Genomic DNA, 24,395 nt, shown 5'->3' with positions numbered 1-24,395 from the left:
ATGGCTCGGCTCTACCAGAAACGGCTCAGCGCATCGCTTTGGCGTGATGGGCGATATGTTCGCCGATGAAGCTGCTGATGAAGTAGTAGCTGTGGTCATACCCCGGCTGCATGCGCAGCTGCAACGGATGCCCTGCGGCGTCACACGCCGCCTGCAGCAGCTGCGGCCGCAGCTGGTTCTCCAGGAATTCATCCGCACCGCCCTGGTCAACCAGCAAGGGCAGCTTTTCCTGCGCCCGCGCCACCAGCTCACTGGCGTCATGGGCTTTCCAGGCGTCGCGGTCTTCGCCCAGATAGGCGGCGAAGGCCTTCTGCCCCCACGGCACCTGCGACGGTGCCACGATCGGCGAGAACGCCGACACACTGCGATAGCGGCCCGGATTCTTCAACGCGATGGTCAGCGCGCCATGCCCGCCCATCGAATGCCCACTGATGGCGCGCACGTCGCTGGCCGCCACGTTGGCCTCCACCCACGCCGGCAGCTCATCGACGATGTAGTCATACATGCGGTAATGCGCAGCCCACGGTGCGCGGGTGGCATTGAGATAGAAGCCCGCCCCCTTGCCCAGGTCGTAACCCTCGGCATCGGCCACGTTGTCGCCGCGCGGGCTGGTGTCCGGCGCCACCAGGATGATGCCGTGCTCGGCCGCATAACGCTGCGCCCCGGCCTTGGTGATGAAGTTCTGCTCGGTGCAGGTGAGCCCGCTCAGCCAGTACAGCACCGGGCACGGACCGTGCGCGGCCTGCGGCGGCAGGTATACGCCTACCGTCATTTCACACCCCAACACCTTGGATTCGTGCCGGTACACGTCCTGCCAGCCGCCGAAGCAGGCGCGATGTTCGAGTCGTTGCATGGTTTGGAATCCTTGGTTGCTGGGTTGCTGGATCTAGTGCGACTGATGGAGTGCGAGCTTCGCGGCTTACACCGCTCCCACAAACCAGCCTCAGTAATGGATGACCGAGCGGATCGACTTGCCTTCGTGCATCAGCTCGAAGGCTTCGTTGATCTTGTCCAGTTCCATCGTGTGGGTGACGAACGGCGCCAGTTCGATGTCACCCTTCATCGCGTCTTCGACCATGCCCGGCAGCTGGCTGCGGCCCTTCACACCGCCGAATGCGGTACCCATCCACTTGCGGCCGGTCACCAGCTGGAACGGACGGGTGGAGATTTCCTGGCCGGCACCGGCGACACCGATGATCACGCTCTGGCCCCAACCACGGTGTGCGCATTCCAGCGCCGCACGCATCACATGGGTGTTGCCGATGCACTCGAAGCTGTGGTCAACACCCCAACCGGTCATTTCGACGACGACCTGCTGGATCGGCTTGTCGTGATCCTTCGGATTGACGCAGTCGGTGGCACCAAACTGCTTGGCCAGTTCGAACTTGGACGGGTTGGTGTCGATGGCGATGATGCGGCCGGCCTTGGCTTGGCGCGCGCCCTGGATCACCGCCAGGCCAATACCACCCAACCCGAACACGGCCACGCTGTCGCCTTCGGCCACCTTAGCGGTGTTGTGCACCGCGCCGATGCCGGTGGTGACGCCGCAGCCCAGCAGGCAGACATGCTCCGGGTTGGCTTCCGGGTTGACCTTGGCCAGCGACACTTCGGCCACCACGGTGTACTCGGAGAACGTGGAGCAACCCATGTAGTGGTAGATCGGCTCGCCGTTATAGGAGAAGCGGCTGGTGCCGTCCGGCATCACGCCCTTGCCCTGGGTGGCGCGCACCGAGGTGCACAGATTGGTCTTGCCGCTCTTGCAGAACAGGCACTCGCCGCACTCGGCGGTATATAGCGGAATGACGTGATCGCCCGGCTTCACCGAGGTAACGCCCTCGCCCACCTCGACCACGATGCCGGCGCCTTCATGGCCGAGCACGCAGGGGAACAGGCCTTCCGGGTCATCACCGGACAGGGTGAAGGCATCGGTATGACAGACACCGGTATGGGTGATCTTGACCAGCACCTCGCCGGCCTTCGGCGGTGCGACGTCGATCTCGACGATCTGCAAGGGCTGGCCCGGACCAAAGGCAACGGCGGCACGTGATTTCATGGTTGTTCTCCTGCGGGAATGGCGAAGGACAGCGCAGTGCGCCGCCCGGGATTATTTGAGATAGGAACGGATCAGGCTGGACATCTCGGCAACACGCGCGGCCCGCTGCGCGTCCGAGCGCGCCGGCTGGCCAAACTCCTCGCGCAGGTGCGCCTCCATCACCTCGGACATCAGCCCGTTGACCGCCCCGCGGATGGCTGCGATCTGCTGCAGCACCGGGTTGCAGTCCGCGCCGGCTTCCAATGCGCGCTCCAGCGCATCGCACTGGCCGCGGATGCGCTTGACCCGGGCCAGGACCTTCTTTTTCTCTTCGGGCGAGTGCGGCATGGCGGCCCCAATATCCTGTACTGGGGGATAGTATATTTACGGAGCCAGCGGATTGCCATCGCCCAACTTGCAGACTCGGGAAAAGCCCTGCAGCTGGCTGCGGCCAGCGCTTGCCGCTAGCCCCGCGTCAGCCCGCGAAGCAGCAGATCCAGGGCAGCGGTGGACTTGCGCAGGCGCGCATCACCATCAGCGCCTTCGGCTATCCAGAAAGCAGCCTCGGCCAGGCTGCCATAGATCATTGACGCCAGGGCCTGGGCATCCACCTCTGCAATCAATCCCTGGCGAGCAAGTTCCTCGATCACGCGCTGCATCGAATCCACGCAATGCCGCTGCGAATCCAGGGTGGCGCCGCCGAGCACCGCACGTGCGTCGCGCAGGACGATGCGTTGGACCTCCGGTTCCAGCGCCATGTCCAGATAGGCCCGGCAGCGTTGCTGGAAGCCCTGCCAGGGATCGGTGGCGGCATCACTGATGGCCTGCAGCCGCGCGTCGGTCTCTGCATCGATCTGCTCGACCACCGCCGCCAGCAAGCCCTGCTTGTCACCAAAGTGGTGATACAGCGCGCCGCGGGTCAGGCCTGCCTGGGCAGTCAGCTCATCCATCGAGGTATTCGCATACCCGCTGTCGGCAAACATGCGACGGGCAGTAGCCAATAGCGAGGCACGGGTGGCCTCCATTTCAACGCGGGTGCGACGGACCAAAGTGATCTCCTTTCATACGATGCGTATGTTTATTTACATTCACGGCGTATGTATATAGTCTTTTACGTACACCTTGTATGTATTGTTACGGCGCGCACTTTCACAAGCAAGCCGCAGTTCCTGGAGCCCCCATGGTCAGCGCCTACCGCACACTCTTCTCCGTTCCCGGCGCCATCGCCTTCACCCTGGCCGGCCTGTTGGCGCGATTGCCGCTACCCATGACCGGCATTGGCATCATCACCCTGCTGGCCCAGCTGCGCGGCAGCTATGCCCTGGCGGGCGCGGTATCGGCCACCTTCGTCCTGAGCTATGCGCTGGCATCGCCGCGGATCTCGCGTTGGGTAGACCGCCATGGCCAGGCAAAGGTTTTGTCGTTGGCGGCCACCGCCAGCGTCGCGGGCATGTTGCTGCTGCTCCTTGCCAGCCACTGGCAGGCACCGGACTGGCTGCTTTTCACGGGTGCCGCGCTGGCCGGCTGCATGCCGAGCATGTCGGCAATGCTCAGGGCGCGCTGGACCGTCATCTACCGCGGGCAGGCACCGCTGCAGACGGCTTACTCGCTGGAAACCGTCTTCGACGAGCTCGGCTTCATCGCCGGCCCGCCCTTGGCCGTGGGGCTATCCGTTGCCTTGTTTCCACAGGCCGGCCTGCTGTGTGCCGCGCTGCTGCTGGCCTTGGGTACCGGCATGCTTGCGCTGCAGCGGGCAACCCAACCACAGCCCGATCCGGAGGCCACAAACAGCGCTGGCCGATCGGTGATCGCGGCGGCGGATGTGCGACTGCTTGCAGTGCTGATGGTGGCAATGGGCGTGATCGTCGGCAGCATCGACATCACCAGCGTCGCCTTTGCCGAACAGCACGGTCAGCCTTTTGCCGCCAGCATCGTGCTGTCGGCCTACGCCGTGGGCTCCTGCGCGGCAGGCCTGGTGTTTGGCGTGCTGAAACTGACCACACCGCTGCAACGCCTGCTGCTGTGGTGCGGCACCGCGACGGCACTGTGCACGCTGCCGTTGTTGCTGGTGACCAACCTGCCTGCGCTTGCAGCAAGCGTGCTGCTGGCCGGCACCTTCTTCGCCCCCACGATGATCGTGGTCATGTCGCTGATCGAGCGCAGCGTGCCGCCACGGCAGCTGACCGAAGGCATCACCTGGCTGCTGGCCGGATTGAACGTTGGCGTGGCACTCGGCGCCGCAGCCACCGGACAGCGGGTGGACGCGGCCGGTGCCGGTGCGGGCTTCGCCGTGAGTGTGGTTGCCGGGGCCGCGGTGCTGCTGTTGTCGATCTGCGCTGCCCGCCGCCTGCGTCCCCGCCTGTTGCAACCCAGCAACGCCTGCTGACACCCAATACTCTCCCGGACCGGAACAGACCGTGCAAACACCATCCTCCCCGGCAGCCGCCGCGAATCATCCGTGGCTGGCAGTGCTGGCCGTCGCGCTGGCGACCTTCTCCGTGGTAACCACCGAAATGCTGCCCGTCGGCCTGCTTACCCCCATCGCCCACGACCTTGGCATATCCAGCGGCAGCGCCGGCCTGCTGATTTCCGTGCCAGCACTGCTGGCGGCAGTATTTGCGCCGCTGGTGGTTATCGCCGCTGGCGGCATCAACCGGCGCAGGATCCTGTGCGGCTTGCTGATCCTGCTTGTAGCAGCCAACACGGCATCGGCGCTGGCGCCGAACATGCACTGGATGCTCGCTGCCAGGCTGCTGGTTGGTGTCTGCATGGGCGGGATCTGGGCGATTGCAGGCGGACTGGCGACACGCCTGGTCCTCCCACAGCGCGTGGGACTCGCCACCGCCATCATCTTCGGTGGCGTCGCGGCCGCCTCGGTGTTGGGCGTGCCGCTGGCTGCATGGACTGGCGAACTGCTCGGATGGCGTCAGGCATTCGCCGGCATGGCATTGCTGAGCGCGCTTGTCTTGTTGCTCCACCTTGCAGTGATTCCCTCGCTACCCGCGGTGGCATCGGTGCAGCTGCGCCACTTCGCCGAACAACTGGGCAGCCGCCGCGTACAGCTCGGGCTCGGCGTGACGCTGCTGCTGGTAACAGGACATTTCGCGGCATTCACGTTCATCCGGCCACTGCTGGAGTCGGTCTCCGGCGTGGGGGCTTCCTGGATCGGCGGGCTGCTGCTGGGCTATGGAACCGCCGGCATAGCCGGCAATTTCCTGGTCGGGCTGGTCGCCCCCCGCCATGTCACCGCCACCGTGATAGCCATTGCAGCCGGCCTCCTGGCCACGGCACTGCTGTTTCTTTGCATCGGCCATGCCCCGCTCAACGGAAGCATCCTGCTCTTGCTCTGGGGTCTGGCCTACGGCGGGGTATCGGTTGGACTCATGACCTGGATGATGCAGGCCGCGCCGAATGCGATAGAAGCAAACAGCGCCCTGTATGTGGGCGCATTCAATGTCGCCATCGCAGTGGGCGCATGGGCAGGCGGCCGATTGTTGGACCAGCTTGGCCCTGCAGGAAACCTCTGGGCCACAGCGGTGCTTTCGATGGCCGCACTGCTGTGCTGCATCGCTGCATTGGCTCCCGGACGCCACCGCTGATGCAGATAACCCGCGCCGGTCGACAGCCCCCCCGTCCTGAACCACCAACCCTGTCGAAAGGATCGAGGAAACAAGGAACAGACGGCTGAACTTCGACGCCCACGGGCACATGACTTCCGGCAGGGATGCATGGTGTTATACCTAACTATAGTATCAACACACTGAGCGGAGCGGTTCGCAGGTCGTCGCAGAGCCGTCCGCGTGTTCCTGCAAGCATCTGCACCAGCGTCCAGGGGGAGTAAATGGGTACAAACAGCATCAAGGTGTGGGCCATGGCAGCCTTGCTGATGGCTGCCTCCAACATCGCCCACGCCGGCGAGATATTGGTGGACCGCGGCGCCTACAGGCTGAGCGCCGAGCAGTCCGGAGCCGGACCGGTCACGGTGGTCTTCGAGTCGGGCTTCGGCCAGGCCAAGGACACATGGAAGGACGTGATCGCTGCGCTCGGCCCCGACTACCGCAGCATCAGCTATTCACGCGCGGGGCTTGGCAACTCGGGCAGCGATGGGAAGCCCAAGGACATCGACGCTCACCTCGTTGACCTCGGTGCCGTGATCAGTGACCTCGCCGGTGGACAGAAGGTCGTGCTGGTCGGCCACTCGTATGGTGGACTGCTGGCCACCGAGTTCGCACGCCGCCATCCGCAACAACTGCAGGCGCTGGTCCTCGTCGACCCGGCCACCCTGGGCCAGCGACACGCGTTCAAGCAGGCCGATGCAGCACGCGTACTGGCCGATGATGCCGCCCTGCTGGACATGCTGCCGCCGCCCATGGCCGCCGACTATCGGGCATTGATCACCCAGCTGGATGCGCCTGGCGCGCGCACGCCGAGCGCCATGCCGGACCTTCCGGTCGCGCTGCTCACCGCCACGCAGGTCGCCGCCGAACCCTTCGTTTTCGAGGAAACAGCTGCCGGCAAAGCGCTGTGGAAGGCGCAGCACGCCGCATTGTTCAGCGCCTTCGACCGTGGCTTCCAGCGCTACTTCGTCACCGGCCACAACATCCACCGCGAGAACCCGGCAGCGGTTGCCGATGCGATCAGGGACATTGCAGGCAGGCGTTGAGCTGCCTGCTCCTTGGGACGGCAGCCGGCACAACGTGAAGCCCGGGCAACACCTCACCATCACCGTCACGCAGCGGGCACTGATCGTAGTGCCGTGCCGCCACCGCCTTGAATGATTGAACGGACGCGAGCGAAATGAAGAGACTGGCTGCCTTGTTGATGCTTCTTCCGGCTTTGGCGCTTCCGCTATTGGCGCAGGCGCAACCGCGATCGTCACAAGCAGTGCATACGGAAGTGCATGCAGAGAAGCTCGATGACTTCATCAACCATGTCGAGGACAACAACGGCGGCATTGGCAGCCTGTCCATCTTCAAGGACGGCCGCGAGGTCTATGCCAGAAGCTTCGGGCAACCGAACCTGCCTGGTGTTGCTTACGACGAGAGCAGCAAGTATCAAATCGCATCCGTAACCAAGATGGTCACAGCGATCCTGGCCTTCAAGCTGATCGAAGACGGCCGTCTGAGGCTGGATGACAGACTGTCCAGCTTTTTCCCGGACATGCCTTCCTCACATCGGATAAGCATCGGCAACCTGCTGGAGCACACCAGCGGTCTTGGCAACTTCGCGATCAGGAATGGTCAGGTATGGGTAGTTGATCCGCTAAGCCAGGATGACATCCTGCAGGAAATACGAACCCAGGGTGCTGCATTCGAACCTGGTGAACGCGTTGCCTACTCCAACTCCGCCTACTTCCTCCTGCGGATGATCATCGAGCGGGTAGATGGGCGCGACTACCACGATATCGTCGCGCAGGAAATCGCAGCGCCTCTTGGCCTGCGCAACTTCGCTTCCACGCGTTCCCACCCCGGCAACACCTTCAAGTCCTATGCATTCGCCGGGCAATGGCGGCAGATCAAGGAGATCGAGTACACCAACGTGATCGGCGTGGGTGACATCGCAGCCACCACACACGACCTGAATGTACTGATCACCGCGCTGTTCGAGCACAAGCTGCTGCGCACGGAGACTGTGGAGCAGATGCAGCCGCGACCGGGTGGCAGCGGCTGGGGGCGAGGACTGGCTGAGTTCACGTACGACGAGAATCATTTTTTTGGTCACGGTGGTGACGTGCTGGGCTCGCACGCGCGCGTCATTTACAACCCGGCGGATGACGTGGCGATCGCGTACGCCACCAACGGCGAGCGCATTCCTACCAACGAATTCCTGCGCACGATCGTGGAGATCGTCTATGGACGCAACGTTGCGCCACCGGCGTTAAAGTAGTTGCATGACTGCGGCCAGAGCCAGACTTCAGGAAAGCCCGACTCTGACGCCGACTCAGGTCCTGCTTACAGTGCCGAGCGGTCAGTGACGAACACCGGCAGCGGTACATCCAGCACGTCCGCACTCAGCCCCCGCCCCGCCAGGAAACCGGCGATGTTGTCGGCGATGGCGGGATTGCCCAGCCACATCTCATTGTCGTGGCTCGCGCCGCGCACCAGCAGCTCCTTGCCTTGGCTGAAGCCGGGAAGCAGCGCCTGGGCGTTGGCATGCGGGGTGCGGCCATCGAGCGTGCCGCTGATGAACAACACCGGCACGTCACTGCGCAGTGGCGCACGGAAGGCGTCTCCCAGATCCAGCATGCCCAGCCCATCGGCAACTTCCGGGAACGGGAAGTTCAAGGCGTCGCCGAGCAGACTCTGCCGTGCCTGCGCCGCCGCCAGTGCGCGCCGCTGTGGACTCTGCCCGGAAGCCACATCCATTGCCGTTGGCATGGCGCGCCAGCCGCCCAGGCCCTCGCGCACCATCAGGGCGATCGCACCGAGCAGGTCGTAGTTGCCGGCCTCGGCCTCACGTAGCGCCAATGGCAGCACGCGCTGGGTGGAGCGGCGACCAAGCGCGATCGCTATCGCCATCTGTGCGTCGAACTCACCAATCGTCACCTTGCGGCCGTCATGCATCGGGCTGCTGCCCTGCCCCGGCTGCTGCCGCAGCTTGGCCAACACCCGCTGCGCCGATCCCTGCAGGTCCTCGAAGCCGTCCTTTTTGGCGATGACTGCCAGATCAGCCAACAAGGCATCACCGGCCAGCGGCAGCTTGAGCGTGTCGTCCGGGCCTTCGCTGCCCATCAACACCACGCGCTCAAGGCTGCCCGGATGCCGACGCACCGTGGCCAGGGCCAGATGCGTGCCGTAGCTCATGCCCCACAGGCTCAGCTTGGGCAATGCCATCGCCTTGCGCAGGTATTCGATATCGTCAGCGCTCTCGGCGGTGGTGTAGGCGCCCATATCAACCCCGGCGTCCTTCCAGAAGGTCAAACAGCTGGCCAGTGCGGCCTTTATTCCTGCCAGGGCTGCGTCACGCTGCAGTGGCTTGGCATCGTCGAACTTCTGTTCGTGTGGGCACTCCGGTGGCATTTCGGAGAAGTCGGTGCCGCGCTGATCAAGCAGCAGCACATCAGTCTCGCGGCGAACCCGGTCGAATACCGGCCAGCGCGGGCCCAGTGCGGTGCCGAAGCCAGAGCCACCCGGGCCGCCGGCCAGATAGACCACCGGGGCACTGCGGCCATCGCCACTGGTCGCCGGCAAGCGCACCACACGCAGGCGGATGCGCGGCCCGTTCGGCTCACTGTGGCGACGCGGAACGTCGAGGAAGGCCTCTTCGCTGGCGATGATGCCATTGTTCTTGGTCTGCATCGCATAGGGTGCGAATACCAGCGGCGCAACCGAGTCCTTGGCCAGCGCCGGCGAAGCGCAGGCCAGGGTCAGGCAGAGCACCAACAGGCGAGCGGCACGTCCCGGCTTGCCCTTGCCGGTCGCAACCGCCCCACCAACGCCGGGTTGATGCGCAGCGACAAGCGATGCGGTGGAAGAAGCCGCCGAGAACTGCAGGCAAGGATGACGGGCAGTGGAAACAGACGAAGAGTTGATGGACATGGCGGGCTCCTATCGGGAGGGAAGGTAGGTGTTGCCGTGGCCTCTGCAACCCGGAGAAAGCTCCCGTCGCCCTTGCCACGGAGCCAGCATCCCTCCCCCAACGGCGCCTGCGGGGCGCGCGTCCGCCGAACGGCTCCAACTCACCGCCCAGCGTCTCCGCGCAGCCGATACGATAGGCCCATGCCGATCCTACGAATCCTGAGCGTACTGGCCGTGCTGGTCTTCGCGGTCGCCGCGTGGCTGGCTGTGCTGCTGCGCGACGTCAACAGCGTGCAAGTACTGAGCGGAGAGATGGCACCCGCCAGCGTGACCTCCGCGGGTAGCTTGCCGACCTCGCCGCTCGCCGACATCCATTGGCAGCCCATCGATCAACAAACGCTGGCCAGCTGGCGCGGCCCGTACTGGCTGCGCTGGCAATCGCCCGCGTCCACCCAGCCGGACGATGCTGGCCGCGCCCTGCGCCTGTCACTGCGTGGCGCCAGCCAGCTGTACTGGAACGGCCAACCGATGCTGGGCAACGGTGTCGTCGGCATCAGCGCCGAGCAGGAGCAGCCCGGCCTGGTCGACATTACCCGCGTACTGCCGCCTTCCTCGCCCACGGGCAGCGACGAACTGCTGGTGCTCGCGTCCAGCCACCACCAGCAGTTCGGCCTGTACAGCGCCGATGCCCTGGTAGCAGTGGCGCCGGCCGTGGTGTTGTACCAGCGCATGGTCCTGCCTTGGCTGATCGCCGCCCTCGCCACCGGTGCACTCGCAGCAGCCTGTCTGTACTTCCTTGCGCTGCAGCGCGGCCGGCCGCAGATGCCGGGCGGGCAACTGTTGCTCGCGCTGTGCGCGGTCGGGATTGCATTGCCGGTGATCGAAGGCTGGCGACCATTGCTCGGCTATCTCTATCCGTGGCACGGCCTGCGCCTGTATGCGCTGCTGGCCTTGCACGTGGCAGCGGCCATGCTGCTGCCTGCCTATCTTGCCCGACGTTATGGCGTTACCGTTCCCAAGGGCCTGGGCATCGCGTACGCGACCGCGCTGGTGCTGGCCGCCGTGCTGCTGCCCAGCTTCGATATCCGCTCGGCGATGGCACTGCTGCTGAGCCTGCTGGCCTCGTCTGCGTTGCTGCTGCGGGCCAAAGGTGAACGCGAGGAACGCTGGCCGATCCTGGCCCTGCTGGTCGCCGGCGTACTGGCCTTGTTGTTTGCCCCCGGGGCCTTCCTCGATGGCCCCTACTTCCTGCTGCTAGCGGTGCTGGCGGGTTTCCTGCTGCTCTGCCATGCGGCGCAGGTTCGAGCCTTGGATATGCACAACGCACGCCTGCGCGAAGAACGTGCCAGCCTGTCGCTGCAGTTGCTGCAGCGTGGCATCCAGCCGCACTGGCTGATGAATACCCTCACCTGCCTGCAGGAACTGATCGAACAGGCTCCGACCAAGGCCAGCCGCCTGGTCGAGTCACTGGCCGAACAGTTCGACCGTTTGCGCGAGAGCAGCAGTCGCCAGAGCGTTCCATTGAGTGAAGAGCTGGCCCTGTGCCGCAACCATCTGGACATCGTTGGCCAGGCCCTGGACCAACCGATGACGCTGGAGGTGGACGCCGACGACCTGCAACTCTCGCTGCCGCCCGGCGTGCTGCATGCGCAGGTGGAGAACGCGCTGACCCATGCCGGCGCGGTCGCCTGTGCGCAACGACCGTTCCGCCTGCGCGTGCAGCGCGACAAGCAACACTGGGTGCTGGAACTGCGCAGTGCACGTGGTTCCGCTCCGCACCGAGGCCAGGGCACCGGAACCCGTTACATCGAGGCCAGCCTGGCCGCCTCCCACCCCAACCGCTGGCATTACAGCCAAGGCGCCGATGGCGCCGACTGGTGCAGTCGGATCGAACTCACATGCGCATATTGATCGTCGAGGATGAGCCGTTGGTCCGCCAGCGCCTGTTGCGCCTGTGCGCTGAACTGGCCGGCACGCGTGCCCGCTTCGATGCGGTCGCCGACCTCGATGCCGCCGGCGACCGGTTGCAGCGCAGCGTCTACGACGGTCTGCTGCTGGACCTCAACCTCGGCGGTGAGGACGGCTTTGAGCTGCTGCGCAGCGCGGTGGCTGGCCGTTACCACTGCGTGGTTGTATCCGCCCATCGCGAGCGCGCCCTGCAGGCCTTCGAGCACGGCGTGCTGGACTTCGTACCCAAGCCGTTCTCGCGTGAGCGCCTGGGCCAGGCACTGGAGCGCCTGCTGGATGTAGGCCGCTACAGCTCAGGCCGCGCACGTTACCTGGGCATCTGGCGCGCGCAGGGCACGGCCCTGGTCGAACTGGCCGATGTGCAGTGGATCCGGGCCGACGGCGACTACAGCGAGCTGCGCATGCGCGACGGTCGCAGTGAGCTGCACGACAAGTCACTGGCGGGCCTGAGCGCGGTATTGCCGCCGGACTTCGTCCGTTGTCACCGCTCCTACCTGGTCAACCTGCGCCACATCAGCACCCTGCATTCGGGAAGCGGCAGCCGCTATTGGCTGGTGCTCACTGGCGGTGCGGAGCTGCCGGTGGGCCGCGCCCATGTGGCCGGCCTGCGACAGGCACTCGCGCTTGAGTGAACCAGCCGCCGCATGGAAGTGCGCAGACGCCGTAGCCCGGTCAAGCGCAGCGCACCCGGGAGCTTGCAGAGCGGTGCGAAGCCGCGTGCCCATAAAAGCATTGCAATAAGCACATCAACGCCCTATCTGACTCAACGATTCCCCGGGTGCGCTGCGCTTACCCGGGCTACGTGGTTGCGCTGAAGATCTCAGGCGGTTCGTCTGCCGATGGAATCTGCGGCGCCTGCTCAAGGGCTCTGGGGCGTTGAACGCGCCTTGCTCAGGGCATCCTCAAAACTCTCCTTGTGCGCGTCCACCAGCCGGGCAAGCAGGCCAGGGTCCACAAATGCATCCTCATCGCCATCGGCGCGTTGCGCCTGCCGCTCAAGGATGCCGGTGGTATCGGGATGGCCGCTCAGGACGATGTCGGCCTGCATTGCGCCAAGCTTTGCAAACGTCGCGCGGAAGTCCTCGGCGATCGTCGGATAGCTCCGGTTCCCAACCAACGTATTGCCGGCGACGGTAATGCTGCACAGGAACAACACCTCGCGCGGCGTGCCGCGGTCATTCACGGTCATGCTCCAGCTGGTGCAACCGGCGGTGTGTCCCGGCGTGAGATGCGCAGTCAGCTCGACATCACCCAGCCGGACCTTCTGCCCGTCGCTGACGACCTCATCCAGCTTGATGGGATCGAAGGGCTGGATGCCGTAGTTGTTGTCGCCCTGGTTCCTGCCGTTCTCAAGCGCCCAACGGTCGCCAGCGCTGGCAGCATAACGTGCACCGGTGTCGCGCTTGAGTGCTGCCATCGCACCGACATGATCCGCATGGGCATGGCTGCTGAGCAACAGCCGCACATCATGCAGCGCCACACCCAGGCTTTCGATGTTGCGCTCGATCTGATCCGCATTGGCAGCAAGCGGAGCATCCAGCAGGATCGCCCCCTGCTCCGACACGATCAGGTAGGCCGCCAGTCCCTCGCTGCCTACGTAATAGATGTTGTCGACGATATGAAATGGCTTGATCGGTGTCGTCCAGTCCGCGGGCGGTCCAGCCCACGCCGCCGCCGACGCCGCTCCGGCAAGCACCATCGCCGCCAACTGCAATCTCCTGCGAATCGCCTTCTTCTGCATCATCTCTGCGCCTTGTCCAATAAGTGCAGCAACTGTGCGTCGTGGAGGAACTTGCGACAAATGCGTAGAACTGGGTCGAGCCATGAGTTTTTCTTGGCCTTCGCCTATCTGCGGGCAGGCCGGCACGATAAGTGCCGGCACCTCGCCATCCGGCAATAAACGGCCGGCGTCCGCAACGCACCGTAATTGCGATTCTCCGGCCTGCAATTTTTACGGGGTTTTCATCGCGGCGTATCACCCTCCAGCCGCGGGCAGCAGTATCTTCGCGTCCATCCACCCCGAGAAGCCACAATGATCCGTCGATCCTTGTCCCTGCTGCTTCCGTCCCTGTTTGTGGCTGCAGCGCTGTCGGGCTGCGACGCTCCCGACAAGGCAACCGCCATTGCCGATAAGACCGCGGCAGCAGATGCCAATGAACTCCCGTTGTTCGACACCTTCGGCGACCTGCGCCGCGACATCGGCAGCAAGGTACCGCTGGCACAGCGCTACTTCGACCAAGGGCTGCGCCTGGCCTATGGATTCAACCACGAGGCTGCCGGGCGCGCATTTGCCGAAGCCGCGCGCTTGGATCCCGCCTGTGCCATCTGTGTCTGGGGCCAGGCACTGGTGCTGGGCCCGAACATCAATCTGCCGATGGACCCTGCCGCCGCCACGCAGGCAGCTGCGTTGGCAGCGCGTGCAGCCAGCCTCGCCACCCACGCGCGCCCGGTGGATCAAGCCTTGATAGAGGCGCTACGGAAGCGCTATACCGATCCAGCGCCGGAGGACCGCAAGCCGCTGGACCGCGCCTACGCCGAGGCGATGGCCACCGTCGTCGCGCAGTTCCCGGAAGACGATGATGCCGCCACCCTGTATGCCGAGGCCTTGATGGATCTCTCGCCTTGGGCGTACTGGCAGGACGGCAAGCCCGCCGAGTTCACCCAAGCCCTGGTCGGCGAGCTGGAGCGCGTGCTGGCGCGCAACCCGCGCCATATCGGCGCGATGCATTACTACATCCACGCCATGGAATCCTCGCCCGAGCCCAAGCGTGCCGAGCCCTACGCAGATGCGCTGGCTGCGCTGGCACCGGGATCCGGCCACCTGGTGCACATGCCTGCGCATATCTACATCCGTGTGGGCCGCTACCACGATGCGACGATGACCAATCTTTCCGCCACTACCGCCGACAAGGATTTCCTTGCAGTCTGCCGTGGCAGCAACGGCGTCTATCCGCTGGGCTACGTGCCACACAACTGGCATTTCGCGACGATGACCACCGGCCTGACCGGCTCGCGTACCTTGTCACTGCAGGCCGCGCAGCAGACCGCCGCGCGCGCCGACCGCAAGGTGATGGGCGAAGCGCCAATGCAGTTCATGCAGCAGTTCGTGGTCACCCCGCTGCTCACCCAGGTGCGGTTTGGCGACTGGGACGCGATCCTCGCCGACAGGCCCGCCGCAGCGGAACTGCCCTACCCCGCTGCGATACGCCACTTTGCGCGTGGCATGGCGCAGGCGCGCAAGGGCAACCTGGAGCAGGCGTTTGCCGAGGCCAGTGCACTGCACACGATCGCCGCCGACCCGGCAATGGCACAGATCAGCTTCTTCGACATCAATCATGCCGATGGTGTGCTGCGGGTAGCCGACGCGTTGTTGCAGGGCGAATTGCTGCGCACGCAGGGCAAGCACGATGCGGCGGCGGCCGCGCTGCGGGATGCGGTGCGCGCCGAGGACGTCCTGGCCTACAACGAGCCTGCCGACTGGCCCTTGCCGGTACGCCCCTATCTGGGGGCCGCGTTGTTGGAAGCCGGCGATGCCAAGGGTGCGAGCGCCGCCTTCGATCAGGACCTTAAAACCTATCCCGCCAACGGTTGGTCCCTGCAGGGGCTGGCACAGGCGAAACAGGCACTGGGACAGAAAGAAGCGGCTGCCGAAACCCAACGCCAGCAAGAAGCCGCCTGGCAATGGGCCGATGCGCCACTGACTGCAGCGCGCTACTGAACCGGCGGCGCCGCAGTGGCTTGATGGCCAGCCTGCTGCAGCTCGGCCATCGCCGCCAATGCGGTCGTCTCTCGCTGCTGCCAGCTGCCGCGCAGCTGGCGATAAGGCACCTGGCGCGCTTCAAGCTCGCGCAGGTACCAGCCATGCTGCCAGCGGCGGAAGTCCGCATCACGGCGCGTGCCGTCCTGCACGAAGGGCACATCCGGCGCGCACAGCAACACCAGGTCGTAATGACGGGCCGACAATGCCAGCAGCAACGGATCGGCACGCCCGAACATGGCCTGTGCATACATCAAGGTGGTCAGCGGCGAGGTGTCGCAGGCCAGCCAGGTGCTGGCAGTTTCCAGCAGGGCCTCCTCACGCGCGATCTGGGTCTGGGCGATATGCAGCAGATCGGCTTCCTGCAGTTGGCCATTGTTCGCCTCCCACAGCTCCCGCCCGTACTCGGCGGCATGCACGCTGCCACAGCATTCGGCCAAGCGCTGCGCCAGCGTGGACTTGCCGGTGGACTCGCCACCCAGCAACACCACCCGCTTGACGAAATGGCGGTATACCTGCGGTGCCAGCTGCTGCCGCTGCGCATGCAGATCGGTACGCAATGCAGTTCCCGAGATCGGCACCGTGCGCCGTGCCGGGTCCACCGCCACATGTACCACCGCAGTGCCACCGTGCAACTGCTGTTGCTGTGACAGCACTTCGGCAAAGCCGGGGCCGTAGTCCTCACTGCTGAACACCACGTCCACCTGCTGGCGGATCACCTCACGCAGCAACCAGGCCATGAACAGCCGGTGCACCGCGTCGCTGGCGTCGTTGTCCGGCAGAGCGCGCTTGGGCAAGCCCAGCCGCTGGCAGTGCGCGGCCAGGCGCGCATCGTCCAGCACCCAGTGCTGGGCGCCCGGGTACAGGCTGCGCAGCCACTGCTCACGTCGCTGCGGCTCCATTCCGGCGAACTCGGGCTTGGTATAGCTGACCACGATCAGCTGCGCGCAGGCGGCCTGCGCATGGTCCAGCAGCAACTGATGGCCGCGATGCAGCGGGCAGAACTTGCCCACCACCAGACCGGTGCGCGGCATGCTCATGCCTGAGCGCCCTGCGTGCGCCACAATTTGCGCCAGTGCCGCCAGGCCAGCCATGCATTGATCCAGTAAGCCGCGTATAGCACGGAGGTCAGGGTGAGCCCGCGCGAGGCGTACAGCGGCACCGCGATGGTGTTGACCAGCACCCACACCGGCCAGGTCTCGATGCGCCTGCGCATCAGCAGCAGCTGCGCCAGCACCGACAGGCACAGCACCGAGGAATCGGCGAACGGCGCGTAGGCGTCGGTGAAACGATGCAGCACCAGCCCGTAGGCAGCACCGGCCAGCAGCGCAGCGGCGCCCATCAGCGCAAAGCTGCGCAACGGCGTGCGCTTGATCGGCAGTGCCGCATGGCTGGCACTGGCGTGCCAGTTCCACCAGCCGAACATGCTGGCCACGACGAAGAACACCTGCAGCAGCACATCGGCATACAACTGGGTATGCCAGAACAGCAGGCCGAACAGCGAGCATCCGATGATGCCGGTCCACCAGGTGTGCACGCTGTTGCGTGCCGCACACAGGATGGACGCGGTGGCGAAGGCGTTGGCGGCGATTTCCAGTGCGGTCATGCGCCCAGGCCTTCATCGAGATCGGTGGTGTATTGCAGCACTTTGTCCTCCGCGTGCATCAGCACGACCTGCACCGGCAGGTCGTCCAGGGTGTGTTGCAGGGCCGCTCGCGCCTGCTGTGCGTAACCGCCCTCGGCGACCGGCAGATGCAGGCTCACGCTGCCATCGCCGCCTTGATGCACACGAAAGCGCGACAACGGCAGCGCCGCCAGGGCATGGGTCAGGTCGATGTTGTTGATCCAGCGGCCGCTGCGGGTGCGGTAGCGTACCGGTCGCCTGCCCTGCAGGTCGACAATCATCGGGACATCGCCGCACATCGCCAGCGCGCCACGGTCGCCGGTGCGGTAACGCAGCAGCGGCAGGCAGAAGTTGAAACCACCGGTCAGGGTGATCTCACCGAACTGGCCATTGGCGACGACACGACCGGCATCGTCCAGCACCTCCACATACATGCCCGGCTGCAGCAGAACGTGGCCACCGGCGGCGGCATCATGCACCGCCAGCGGACCGGCTTCGTTCATTGAATAGATGTCCAGTACCGGGCAGTCGAAGCGCTGCTGCAACGCCTGCCGCAGGCCCGGCGACAAGGCCATCGACACCGACAGCAGCGCGCGCGGCCGGTGACTGACCTCCAGTTCCAACAAGGTGGCGAAGGAGATCGGATCACCAGCGATCACCTCCGGCTGCAGCGCATCGATGTAGCGCGCGCGGTCATCGGGGTGGCGCCACTCGTCCGGATGCAGGTTGATCTTGGCCAGCCCGGACTCGTCCATGCTCGGCGTCACCGACACGTAGGTAAAGCAACGCTGCTGCATGCCCAGCAGCATCACGCCCATCTGCCCTCGCCCGTTGCGCAAGGCCACGCCAGCGCGTGCCAAGGCACGCTTGTGATACGCCAGGTAGCGGCCAGCCACGAGCGGATGCGAGGGCAGCACCAGCGGATGGCCGGTGGTACCGGTGGTGCGGAAATTCATCATCCGCTGCAACGGCACCGGATCGGGAACGAACTGGGCGATGTCGGCAGCCAGGTCACCGCGATGGGTGGTGGCGATATCCTCGAAGCATGCAGCATGCCCGCGCGCGCGGAAATACGGCACCTGTGCCACCACATCCTCGACAAAGCCCCGCAGCCACGGTGGCGGTGAACCCGGCTGCCACTGGAAACCAGCGCTGAGGATGTCGTGCTCGTACGCGCGCAGTTGCTGCACTTCCTCGGCGAGCAGACGATTGCCGCTCTGGTTGCGGTAGCGCGGTGCTGCCGGGTGCTCGCGCATCCGCTGCAGCATCGCCCTGCCCGCTTCGCTCAGGGTTGGATAGCGCTCACCGTCGTGCGGGTCTTGATTCACTCGCGCGGTCACTCGCGCGTCCATTTGTCCGCCGATTCCTCGGCGGCCTTGCGTGCCAGCGCCTCGCGGATGGCACGCGCGCGCGCTTCGGCAGCGCGGCTGGCGTCCAGCAGGCGACGGCGTTCGACGCTGCTGACGCTGGCCAGGCGATCAGCTGCCTGGGCGGCGGTTTCACCCGCAGGCAGCAGGCCCAGCCGCGCGATGGCGGTACGCACCAGTTCCTCGCGCCGATCCGGGTCATGTAGATAGCGGTTCACTGCGGCCTCCGCTGCCAACGCAGGCACCGCTTCGGCAAATACCGGCAGCAGCACCTCGCGCGGGAAGCGCAGCGCATGCCACGCTTCATCGGCGAGCAGCCAGGCCATCACCGCGGACAGACTCAGCTGGTTGGCGGTGACCGCGGCCAGGTTGCCGGACAGGCTGGCCTGCAACGCAGCAGGCAAGGCGACACCATGCAGCGCCAGCACGTCGTTGACCACGGCGGCGACCTGCAGCTGTCCTTCGCGGCCGCGCCGTGGCGGATCGAGGAAGTCCGGTGGTGTATCGATCAGGCGACGCAGCAGGGCGTCCAGCGAGGCGCTGTTGCTCATGGTTGGTTCCGTAAGGTGGTCTTCATCGGCCAGCCATGCCCGATGACTGGTAATGGCGTTGACTGAACTCGCGCGCGAAGGCCAGCAGGTCGGTCATGTCACGCACGACGTGGATATCCCAGCCTTGCTCGCGTGCGCGCAGCAGGTCGGCGGTCCAGCCTTTGGCGCCGACCATGCTTGCTGGCAGCGGGCTGTAAAGATTGAGCGCCATGGTGCCGCCAGCCCGGGCCGCGCGCAGCGCCTGCGCGGCGACATCCCAGCCGCTGTTGCCGCGCTCGTCCTGCTCGAACATGGTGGTGATGCCATCGTCGGAGATATGCAGGATATGCACGGCTCGCGCAGCCGCCGGCCGCTGCGCGTAGGTGCTGCGCAGGCGATGGATGGGAAAGGCGGTCGCCCCGCCGAAATAACCCACCAGCACCTTGAGGATGTCGTCCTCGCTGCGCACGAAGCCATCGGTGTGCAGGCATTGCTGCTTGCCACTCCACAACGTGGCCTGCACGCGCGCACCCGCACGCAAAGCCGACAACGCGATCACCGCACCGGCCAACGTCAGCCAGGAGGTGACATGCTGCGGATCGGGCATGGAGCCTGAGCTGTCCACGTACAGGTCCAGATCAATCGGTTCATTGGCAGGCTCGTTGCCCGGCGCCGGCCCCATCACCCGCTGCACCGTGGTCACCCCCGGCACCACGGTGGGCGACTGCATCACGGTCTGCAGCCAATCCACCGCGTCCAACGGATCGCCGGGCTCCCAGGCCTCCAGCCCTTCCAGTTCGAGCTCCTGTGCCTGCGGTTGCGGGCTCAGCGGGAAGCGGACCAGGTGCGGCAACGCCCGCTCGCGGTAGTAGCGCACCGCGAATTGCTGCGGGTCCATGTCCAGCCCGGCCGCACGCAGTATCTCGCCGTACTCGAACGGCTCACGGGTCTGGCCGTGGCCGGGCACGTTGGTCGGCAATGCGTCCTCCGCCACCACGTCTGCTGCGCCAGCCTCTTCCTCACCAGTGATGCGCGGATCGAGCGCCGGATGCAGCACCGGTGCGAGTTCGTCTTCTTCCAGCCGGTCCAGTCCCACCGGTTGACTGCCGCGGCCGGCATGGCGGGTATCCATCAGCGCGTCGACGCGCGCGTCACTGATCGCCTCCAGCAAGTGCGGCAGCAGCAAGGCACTGAAACGGCTGGCACCTTCCATCCATTCGCCCGCATAGGTGCGGATCACCCGTGCGCCCAACCAGGCATCGCCGCGCAGGCCTGCATCTTCCAGCGCTGGCCCGCCCAGACTACCGGCCGGCTGCTGCCACAGCTGTTCGTAGATGCCCATGTACAGCTGCCACAGCGGTGAACTGCCACTGGCGCCGGTGGCAAGGCGCTGGTAGATCTCGGCCATGCGCAGGCCGCATTGGCGTTGCAGGCGGTCGTTGATCAACAGGTCGGTATAGAGGTTGGCGACCATAGGCGCGTGCGCCTCCAATGTCGGCAATGCGCGATGGATGCGCGCCAACAGCCGCGCGTGATCGGTGGCTGTTGCTGGTGCCAGCACGTGATGGCCGATCTCGTGGGCGAGGATTTCGCGGGCGTGATCCTGCAGCCCCAAGCGCTGCACCTGTGGCAGATCGATCACCACCCGCTGGTCGGCCAGGCGGATCATCGCGAAGCTGCCGCTCAGGCCTTCCTTCGCCGCCTCGATGCTGCTGGCGCACAGCCGTGGATCCTGCAGCCGGGTGAAACGGCTCCAGTCGGCCAGCGCCAGTGGCCAGGCGGCGCGCCAGTTGGCCAGCAGGCTTTCCTGCTCGGTGCTGCTCATGCCGCGCCCGGCAGCAGGCGCACGTGGTGCGACCATGGCGAATACAGGGCGATGCCGGCCGGTCCAGTCACCGCCACAAGGCCATCAGCGGGTGCGGCGTAAGCGATGGTGGTCGTGCCAATGCGCGCGCCCTGGCTGTCGAACGAAAGCTGCGTGGCAGGCGTCGTCCGCGCCGCAGCAAACTCTGCTGCACTGGCGGGCAACACCACGCCGCCGAAGGCATCGGCGATCAGCAGGTAATGGCGATCGCCGCTACGTGCGATGAAGCCTTCCGCGCTGGCGCGCAGCTCCGGCGGCGCGGCGAAAGGGCCGCCAAGCCCGGTGAAGCCACCCACCGTCTGCCCCTGCGCGCTCGCCGCTGCACCCTGCGGGTGCCACCAGCGCTCGCTGCCGAGTCGGCTGCGCAGCGACGGCCACTGCGCGCCGTCGACGCCCAAAGCCTCTGCGGCCAACACGGCAGGCAGACCATCGGCCTGCGCCAACGCCGCCACGCGCAGATGCGCCATGCCGGCCTGCCATGCACACAGCGCGCCGACGCTGCGCAAGGCCGCCGTGCTGTCGCAACGCGGTGCCAATGCCACCATGCGCTGCAACCATGCGTCGATGCGCACGCCCGGCACCTCGTGCATGCGCACGACCGCGTTACTGAGTGCACCCAGTGTCCCCAACGGTGCAGCTGCGATCAGTCGCGCGGCAGGTGCTGCCAGCTGCTGCCACGCGGCGTCCACCCACGGCAGCCGAGCTGCCGGTCCCGCGAGTCCCTGTGCAACCAGCTCCAGGCCCAGCTCGAAGGCGACCTCGGTGGCCGCCGGCATCGCCGCTTCGTCCACGGCGGCAACCGCCAGGCACAGGGGATCCAGCGTCTGCGCGACAAAGACCGAGAACGCCGCGGTATCCAGAGTGGGCCAGCGTCGCCTTGCTTCGGCAACCTGCTGATTGAGCAGGCTGCGGCGCGATGCCAGCAGGCCGGTCAGTGCGGGTGACAGCACCTCAGCGCGCCTGCTGCCAATGCAGGTAGTTGGTGTAGCGTTGGTGCAGGTACTTGAGCTTGAGCAGGTCGTCGTACAGATGACCGTAGAGCTTGCGGCCCTTCACCCGCTCCTCCACCAGCCGTTCGATGCGCGTGAGACGCGCACGCGTCTCGCGCTCACTGACACCATCCAGGCCGCGCGCGAACTGCGCGGACAGCTCGCCGACCGGATCGTTGCGGTCCAGATCCAGGCGGTCGTACTCGGCATTGGAGCTGTCCAGCAACCAGCGCAGCCAGCTGAGCCGGTCACTGCGGTAAGCAGCGTTTTCCGGCAGCGCGAAGAACGGCGCATCCATATCCGGTTGCAGTTTGTCGTTGAGCACGAACGGCAGCACCTGGCGCACATCGTCCAGCGCGACCGCGGCATTGCCACGGAACCAGGCCAGTGCCTTGGCAAACATCAGCAAGGTCATCAGGTTGCGCACCGACAAACCATTGCGGGTCTGGCAGCCCAGGTCCTTCATGCGATCACGGCCGGAATCGGCGGCAATCGCCTGGGCCCAGTCAACACCGGCCAGGCGCACGGTGTCCTTGGTCAGGTATTCGAACTGTGCACCGGCGGTTTCCATCAACTCGAACTGGCTGCTGAAGAACTCGATGCGCCTGCGCACATCCTGCGGCACTTCCACCGCGCGGATCTGCTGCAGCATCTGCTCGCCTTCTTCCTCGCTGAAGATGATCTCGCGCGGCACCACTTCTTCCGGACGGATGTTCTGCTCGATGCGCAGCAGCATCTCTTCCAGGAAACGCGGGTTGAAGGCCAATGCCTGCACCACCACGTCAATGCGGTCGCGCAGCGCCTCGATCACCTGGTAGGTGCCGCCGCCACGGTCGTCGTTGGCGGTGAGGTACCACGCCGATTCCGGGCATTCGTAGACCTGGTTGAGCACTTCGGCGTAGTTGTCCCCCATCACAGTCAGCAGCGCGCTCTGGGTGCGGGTCGGGATGCGGTTGTACTCGTCGATGATCTTGACCCGCATGCCCAACCAACTGCGCCAGGCAATGCGGATCTGCGACATGTCCTGTGCGGCGACCAGATCGGCCGGCAACGGATTGCCGAGCAGGTCGGCGATGGTCATCTGCGGGTGACCGTGCTGCATGGCGCGGCGCACCTCGCGCACCGGGTAACCGGCAAGCACGCCCATCAGGATCGCACTGGCGGTCTTGCCGCGGCCGGGGCCGCCAACGAACAGGCATTTGCGGCGGGTGGCGAAGGTCAGCAGCGGCAGCAGCACATAGCTGGAATAGCTCTGCGCCGAGGGCAAGGTCAGCTGGCGGCGGGTATCACCCACATTGAAGCTGGCCGATGGACCGGCGTGGTACTCGATGTCGTAATGCGGGCTGATGATGGCGTTGTTGACGATCCAGAAGTAGGCCTGCCGCAGCTTCTCGTCCAGCGCCAGTGGCGCGGCATCGGCGGCGCCGGTCAACTGCACCGGTCCCTCATACAGTTCGGCCACATCGAAGGTCCGCGCCACCGGCTCGGCCTTCGGGTTGGTTGGCGCCTGCGACAGGCGCTGGAACAGGTTGAATGGCGACACCGGGCGTCCCTTCATCACGGAACCCGGATTCTAGCGTGGGGGCCGTGACCCCGACCGCCGCTCAGTCAGTCGGCTGCGCGGCCTGCTCGAACCGGAACACCTGCACACGCTCACCTGCGGAGGCGGTAGCCGTCAACTGCCGGCCGTTGCGTTGGTAGGCGATCCGCTGCGGGAAGTCATGTTGGAGATTTTCGAACACCACCGACTGCGCGCCCTGCTCCACCAGCGCAAACCTGACCGGCGCAGGATTCCCTGCAACATCGGCGACGTAGTAGAGCTGCCCGCCTTCATCGATGATGCGCAGGCGCTCCTGGAACCGCAGTTCGCCTTGCCGATAGCTGCGCCCCTCGCCTTCCAGGACATCCGCCTGGCGACGCCATTGCTCAGCGCCGCTGGTACCTGCTGCCATGCCGGTGCGTTGCCAGTTGCCCAGCAACCAGTCCAGCGACGCCAGTTCCGCCGCAGCGGCGGTCACGGCACTGGCTGCACCGACCAGCAGGACCAGCCAGGGCAAGGACCTGCGCATCAGCCGCGCGGCGGGATCAGCGCATCATCCAGTGCGCTTGCCCGCTGCCAGGCCGGGCGGCCGCGCAGGCGTTCGCCATAAGCTGCAAATGCGTCGCGCGCAGGCATGCTCTTGAACATCTGTCCCCACAGGATCTGGCTGCCGACATAGACATCGGCCGCACTGAAGCGCTCGCCAAGCAGCCACGGCGACGCCGATGCAGCCAGCTGCTCCAGGGTATCGATGGTCTGCTCGAAGCTGCCGTAGCCCACGGTGCCGGCCTTCTCCAGCGGGGCAAGCAGGCCCAGGGCCTTGGCGCTGACAGCGGCTTCCACCGGTCCGGCGGCGAAGAACAACCAGCGCAGGTAACTGCCGCGCAGCGGATCATCCAAGGCGGGCGCCAGCCCCGCAGCGGGGAACGCATCGGCCAGATAGGCGCAGATCGCCGCCGCCTCGGTCACCACCACGCCACGATGCACGATGGTCGGCACCTTGCCCATCGGGTTGATGGCGAGGAACGCCGGGCCTTTCATGCTCTGGCCGTACTCCAGCACCTCGGTGCGATACGGCTGGCCCAATTCCTCAAGCATCCAACGCACGATGCGGCCACGCGACATCGGGTTGGTATAGAAGACGATTTCTTCTGTCGTGCTGCCCATGCGCCTGACTCCAGGGGATGAGGCCGCAGTCTAGCAATTA

22 protein-coding genes are annotated in these 24,395 nt (G+C 65.7%); 7 read left to right on the top strand and 15 right to left on the bottom strand.

Features of this window, described 5'->3' with window-relative positions; all coding sequences use genetic code 11:
• Window positions 1-25 precede the first annotated feature (25 nt).
• The 4 genes from fghA to AC1VXC_RS06070 all read right to left on the bottom strand — a co-directional run bounded on the left by fghA (window position 26) and on the right by AC1VXC_RS06070 (window position 3,081).
• Complete coding sequence (gene fghA, locus AC1VXC_RS06085) at window positions 26-853, bottom strand: S-formylglutathione hydrolase (RefSeq protein WP_481538501.1); 828 nt, start codon at window positions 851-853, stop codon at window positions 26-28.
• Window positions 854-943: 90 nt separating this feature from the next.
• Entirely contained in the window at window positions 944-2,053 is a 1,110-nt protein-coding gene (locus AC1VXC_RS06080; RefSeq protein ID WP_313173086.1) for an S-(hydroxymethyl)glutathione dehydrogenase/class III alcohol dehydrogenase, read from the bottom strand.
• Window positions 2,054-2,104: 51 nt separating this feature from the next.
• Window positions 2,105-2,380, bottom strand: coding sequence for a metal/formaldehyde-sensitive transcriptional repressor (locus tag AC1VXC_RS06075; RefSeq protein WP_282268719.1), 276 nt, complete (start codon window positions 2,378-2,380; stop codon window positions 2,105-2,107).
• Window positions 2,381-2,496: 116 nt separating this feature from the next.
• Window positions 2,497-3,081, bottom strand: a complete 585-nt coding sequence (locus AC1VXC_RS06070) for a TetR/AcrR family transcriptional regulator (RefSeq protein WP_313173085.1) — start codon at window positions 3,079-3,081, stop codon at window positions 2,497-2,499.
• A gap of 131 nt (window positions 3,082-3,212) precedes the next feature.
• Between AC1VXC_RS06070 and AC1VXC_RS06065 the strand changes: the two genes are divergently transcribed.
• The 4 genes from AC1VXC_RS06065 to AC1VXC_RS06050 all read left to right on the top strand — a co-directional run bounded on the left by AC1VXC_RS06065 (window position 3,213) and on the right by AC1VXC_RS06050 (window position 7,918).
• The gene (locus AC1VXC_RS06065) at window positions 3,213-4,418 is read left to right on the top strand and encodes an MFS transporter (protein WP_481538500.1); all 1,206 of its coding nucleotides are present in this window, start codon (window positions 3,213-3,215) and stop codon (window positions 4,416-4,418) included.
• Window positions 4,419-4,449: 31 nt separating this feature from the next.
• Window positions 4,450-5,631: an MFS transporter gene (locus AC1VXC_RS06060; protein ID WP_481538499.1), complete on the top strand. Its 1,182-nt coding sequence runs from the start codon at window positions 4,450-4,452 to the stop codon at window positions 5,629-5,631.
• A gap of 272 nt (window positions 5,632-5,903) precedes the next feature.
• Complete coding sequence (locus AC1VXC_RS06055) at window positions 5,904-6,695, top strand: alpha/beta fold hydrolase (RefSeq protein WP_481538498.1); 792 nt, start codon at window positions 5,904-5,906, stop codon at window positions 6,693-6,695.
• 233 nt (window positions 6,696-6,928) lie between these two features.
• Window positions 6,929-7,918, top strand: a complete 990-nt coding sequence (locus AC1VXC_RS06050; RefSeq protein WP_481538497.1) for a serine hydrolase domain-containing protein — start codon at window positions 6,929-6,931, stop codon at window positions 7,916-7,918.
• A 65-nt stretch (window positions 7,919-7,983) separates the two neighbouring features.
• Here AC1VXC_RS06050 and AC1VXC_RS06045 read toward each other — a convergent pair whose 3' ends face one another.
• Window positions 7,984-9,570 (bottom strand): alpha/beta hydrolase, encoded by a 1,587-nt coding sequence (locus AC1VXC_RS06045; protein WP_481538496.1) that lies wholly within the window; start codon window positions 9,568-9,570, stop codon window positions 7,984-7,986.
• Between the two features lie 180 nt (window positions 9,571-9,750).
• On the opposite strand from AC1VXC_RS06045, the gene AC1VXC_RS06040 reads away from it, so the two are divergent.
• On the top strand, window positions 9,751-11,460 hold the full coding sequence (locus AC1VXC_RS06040; protein ID WP_481538495.1) for a histidine kinase: 1,710 nt from the start codon (window positions 9,751-9,753) through the stop codon (window positions 11,458-11,460).
• Window positions 11,448-12,149, top strand: a complete 702-nt coding sequence (locus tag AC1VXC_RS06035) for a LytR/AlgR family response regulator transcription factor (protein ID WP_313173078.1) — start codon at window positions 11,448-11,450, stop codon at window positions 12,147-12,149. Before AC1VXC_RS06040 ends, AC1VXC_RS06035 begins: the two co-directional genes overlap by 13 nt.
• 227 nt (window positions 12,150-12,376) lie before the next feature.
• On the opposite strand, the gene bla is transcribed toward AC1VXC_RS06035, so the two are convergent.
• Entirely contained in the window at window positions 12,377-13,465 is a 1,089-nt protein-coding gene (gene bla, locus AC1VXC_RS06030) for a subclass B3 metallo-beta-lactamase (RefSeq protein ID WP_482995018.1), read from the bottom strand.
• A gap of 84 nt (window positions 13,466-13,549) precedes the next feature.
• Between bla and AC1VXC_RS06025 the strand changes: the two genes are divergently transcribed.
• Window positions 13,550-15,235: a hypothetical protein gene (locus tag AC1VXC_RS06025; protein WP_481538493.1), complete on the top strand. Its 1,686-nt coding sequence runs from the start codon at window positions 13,550-13,552 to the stop codon at window positions 15,233-15,235.
• On the opposite strand, the gene AC1VXC_RS06020 is transcribed toward AC1VXC_RS06025, so the two are convergent.
• The 9 genes from AC1VXC_RS06020 to AC1VXC_RS05980 are packed head-to-tail and all read right to left on the bottom strand — an operon-like array spanning window position 15,229 to window position 24,355.
• The gene (locus AC1VXC_RS06020) at window positions 15,229-16,314 is read right to left on the bottom strand and encodes an AAA family ATPase (protein ID WP_481538492.1); all 1,086 of its coding nucleotides are present in this window, start codon (window positions 16,312-16,314) and stop codon (window positions 15,229-15,231) included. The genes AC1VXC_RS06025 and AC1VXC_RS06020 overlap by 7 nt on opposite strands.
• Window positions 16,311-16,880: a nicotinamide riboside transporter PnuC gene (gene pnuC / locus AC1VXC_RS06015; RefSeq protein WP_313492912.1), complete on the bottom strand. Its 570-nt coding sequence runs from the start codon at window positions 16,878-16,880 to the stop codon at window positions 16,311-16,313. The genes AC1VXC_RS06020 and pnuC overlap by 4 nt, the downstream gene beginning before the upstream one ends.
• On the bottom strand, window positions 16,877-18,250 hold the full coding sequence (locus AC1VXC_RS06010; RefSeq protein ID WP_481538491.1) for an AMP-binding protein: 1,374 nt from the start codon (window positions 18,248-18,250) through the stop codon (window positions 16,877-16,879). Before AC1VXC_RS06010 ends, pnuC begins: the two co-directional genes overlap by 4 nt.
• A complete protein-coding gene (locus AC1VXC_RS06005; protein ID WP_313173072.1) occupies window positions 18,235-18,816 on the bottom strand; it encodes a hypothetical protein in 582 nt (193 codons plus the stop codon). The genes AC1VXC_RS06010 and AC1VXC_RS06005 overlap by 16 nt, the downstream gene beginning before the upstream one ends.
• A 22-nt stretch (window positions 18,817-18,838) precedes the next feature.
• Entirely contained in the window at window positions 18,839-20,656 is a 1,818-nt protein-coding gene (locus AC1VXC_RS06000; RefSeq protein WP_481538490.1) for a hypothetical protein, read from the bottom strand.
• Window positions 20,617-21,609, bottom strand: a complete 993-nt coding sequence (locus tag AC1VXC_RS05995; protein WP_481538489.1) for a hypothetical protein — start codon at window positions 21,607-21,609, stop codon at window positions 20,617-20,619. Before AC1VXC_RS05995 ends, AC1VXC_RS06000 begins: the two co-directional genes overlap by 40 nt.
• Before the next feature lies 1 nt (window position 21,610).
• The gene (locus AC1VXC_RS05990; RefSeq protein ID WP_481538488.1) at window positions 21,611-23,206 is read right to left on the bottom strand and encodes an AAA family ATPase; all 1,596 of its coding nucleotides are present in this window, start codon (window positions 23,204-23,206) and stop codon (window positions 21,611-21,613) included.
• 46 nt (window positions 23,207-23,252) lie between these two features.
• Window positions 23,253-23,717 carry a DUF6265 family protein gene (locus tag AC1VXC_RS05985; protein ID WP_313173068.1) on the bottom strand — a complete coding sequence of 155 codons (465 nt, stop codon included), beginning with the start codon at window positions 23,715-23,717 and terminating at the stop codon, window positions 23,253-23,255.
• Complete coding sequence (locus AC1VXC_RS05980; RefSeq protein ID WP_481538487.1) at window positions 23,717-24,355, bottom strand: glutathione S-transferase family protein; 639 nt, start codon at window positions 24,353-24,355, stop codon at window positions 23,717-23,719. The genes AC1VXC_RS05985 and AC1VXC_RS05980 overlap by 1 nt, the downstream gene beginning before the upstream one ends.
• Between the last annotated feature and the right edge of the window lie 40 nt (window positions 24,356-24,395).

Source organism: Stenotrophomonas sp. STEN033 (genome assembly GCF_056856655.1).
This window is presented reverse-complemented; position numbering and strand designations above follow the sequence as displayed.

Excerpts from the sequence above, each read along its gene's own strand:
- AC1VXC_RS05990 (WP_481538488.1), bottom strand. The coding sequence starts at position 23,206 with ATGAAGGGACGCCCGGTGTCGCCATTCAACCTGTTCCAGCGCCTGTCG.
- AC1VXC_RS06010 (WP_481538491.1), bottom strand. The coding sequence starts at position 18,250 with ATGGACGCGCGAGTGACCGCGCGAGTGAATCAAGACCCGCACGACGGT.
- AC1VXC_RS05985 (WP_313173068.1), bottom strand. The coding sequence starts at position 23,717 with ATGCGCAGGTCCTTGCCCTGGCTGGTCCTGCTGGTCGGTGCAGCCAGT.
- AC1VXC_RS06025 (WP_481538493.1), top strand. The coding sequence starts at position 13,550 with ATGATCCGTCGATCCTTGTCCCTGCTGCTTCCGTCCCTGTTTGTGGCT.
- AC1VXC_RS05980 (WP_481538487.1), bottom strand. The coding sequence starts at position 24,355 with ATGGGCAGCACGACAGAAGAAATCGTCTTCTATACCAACCCGATGTCG.
- AC1VXC_RS06080 (WP_313173086.1), bottom strand. The coding sequence starts at position 2,053 with ATGAAATCACGTGCCGCCGTTGCCTTTGGTCCGGGCCAGCCCTTGCAG.
- AC1VXC_RS06020 (WP_481538492.1), bottom strand. The coding sequence starts at position 16,314 with ATGAGCATGCCGCGCACCGGTCTGGTGGTGGGCAAGTTCTGCCCGCTG.
- AC1VXC_RS06000 (WP_481538490.1), bottom strand. The coding sequence starts at position 20,656 with ATGGTCGCACCACGTGCGCCTGCTGCCGGGCGCGGCATGAGCAGCACC.
- AC1VXC_RS06035 (WP_313173078.1), top strand. The coding sequence starts at position 11,448 with ATGCGCATATTGATCGTCGAGGATGAGCCGTTGGTCCGCCAGCGCCTG.
- AC1VXC_RS06045 (WP_481538496.1), bottom strand. The coding sequence starts at position 9,570 with ATGTCCATCAACTCTTCGTCTGTTTCCACTGCCCGTCATCCTTGCCTG.
- AC1VXC_RS06055 (WP_481538498.1), top strand. The coding sequence starts at position 5,904 with ATGGCAGCCTTGCTGATGGCTGCCTCCAACATCGCCCACGCCGGCGAG.
- fghA (WP_481538501.1), bottom strand. The coding sequence starts at position 853 with ATGCAACGACTCGAACATCGCGCCTGCTTCGGCGGCTGGCAGGACGTG.
- AC1VXC_RS06075 (WP_282268719.1), bottom strand. The coding sequence starts at position 2,380 with ATGCCGCACTCGCCCGAAGAGAAAAAGAAGGTCCTGGCCCGGGTCAAG.
- AC1VXC_RS06005 (WP_313173072.1), bottom strand. The coding sequence starts at position 18,816 with ATGAGCAACAGCGCCTCGCTGGACGCCCTGCTGCGTCGCCTGATCGAT.
- AC1VXC_RS06065 (WP_481538500.1), top strand. The coding sequence starts at position 3,213 with ATGGTCAGCGCCTACCGCACACTCTTCTCCGTTCCCGGCGCCATCGCC.
- pnuC (WP_313492912.1), bottom strand. The coding sequence starts at position 16,880 with ATGACCGCACTGGAAATCGCCGCCAACGCCTTCGCCACCGCGTCCATC.
- AC1VXC_RS06040 (WP_481538495.1), top strand. The coding sequence starts at position 9,751 with ATGCCGATCCTACGAATCCTGAGCGTACTGGCCGTGCTGGTCTTCGCG.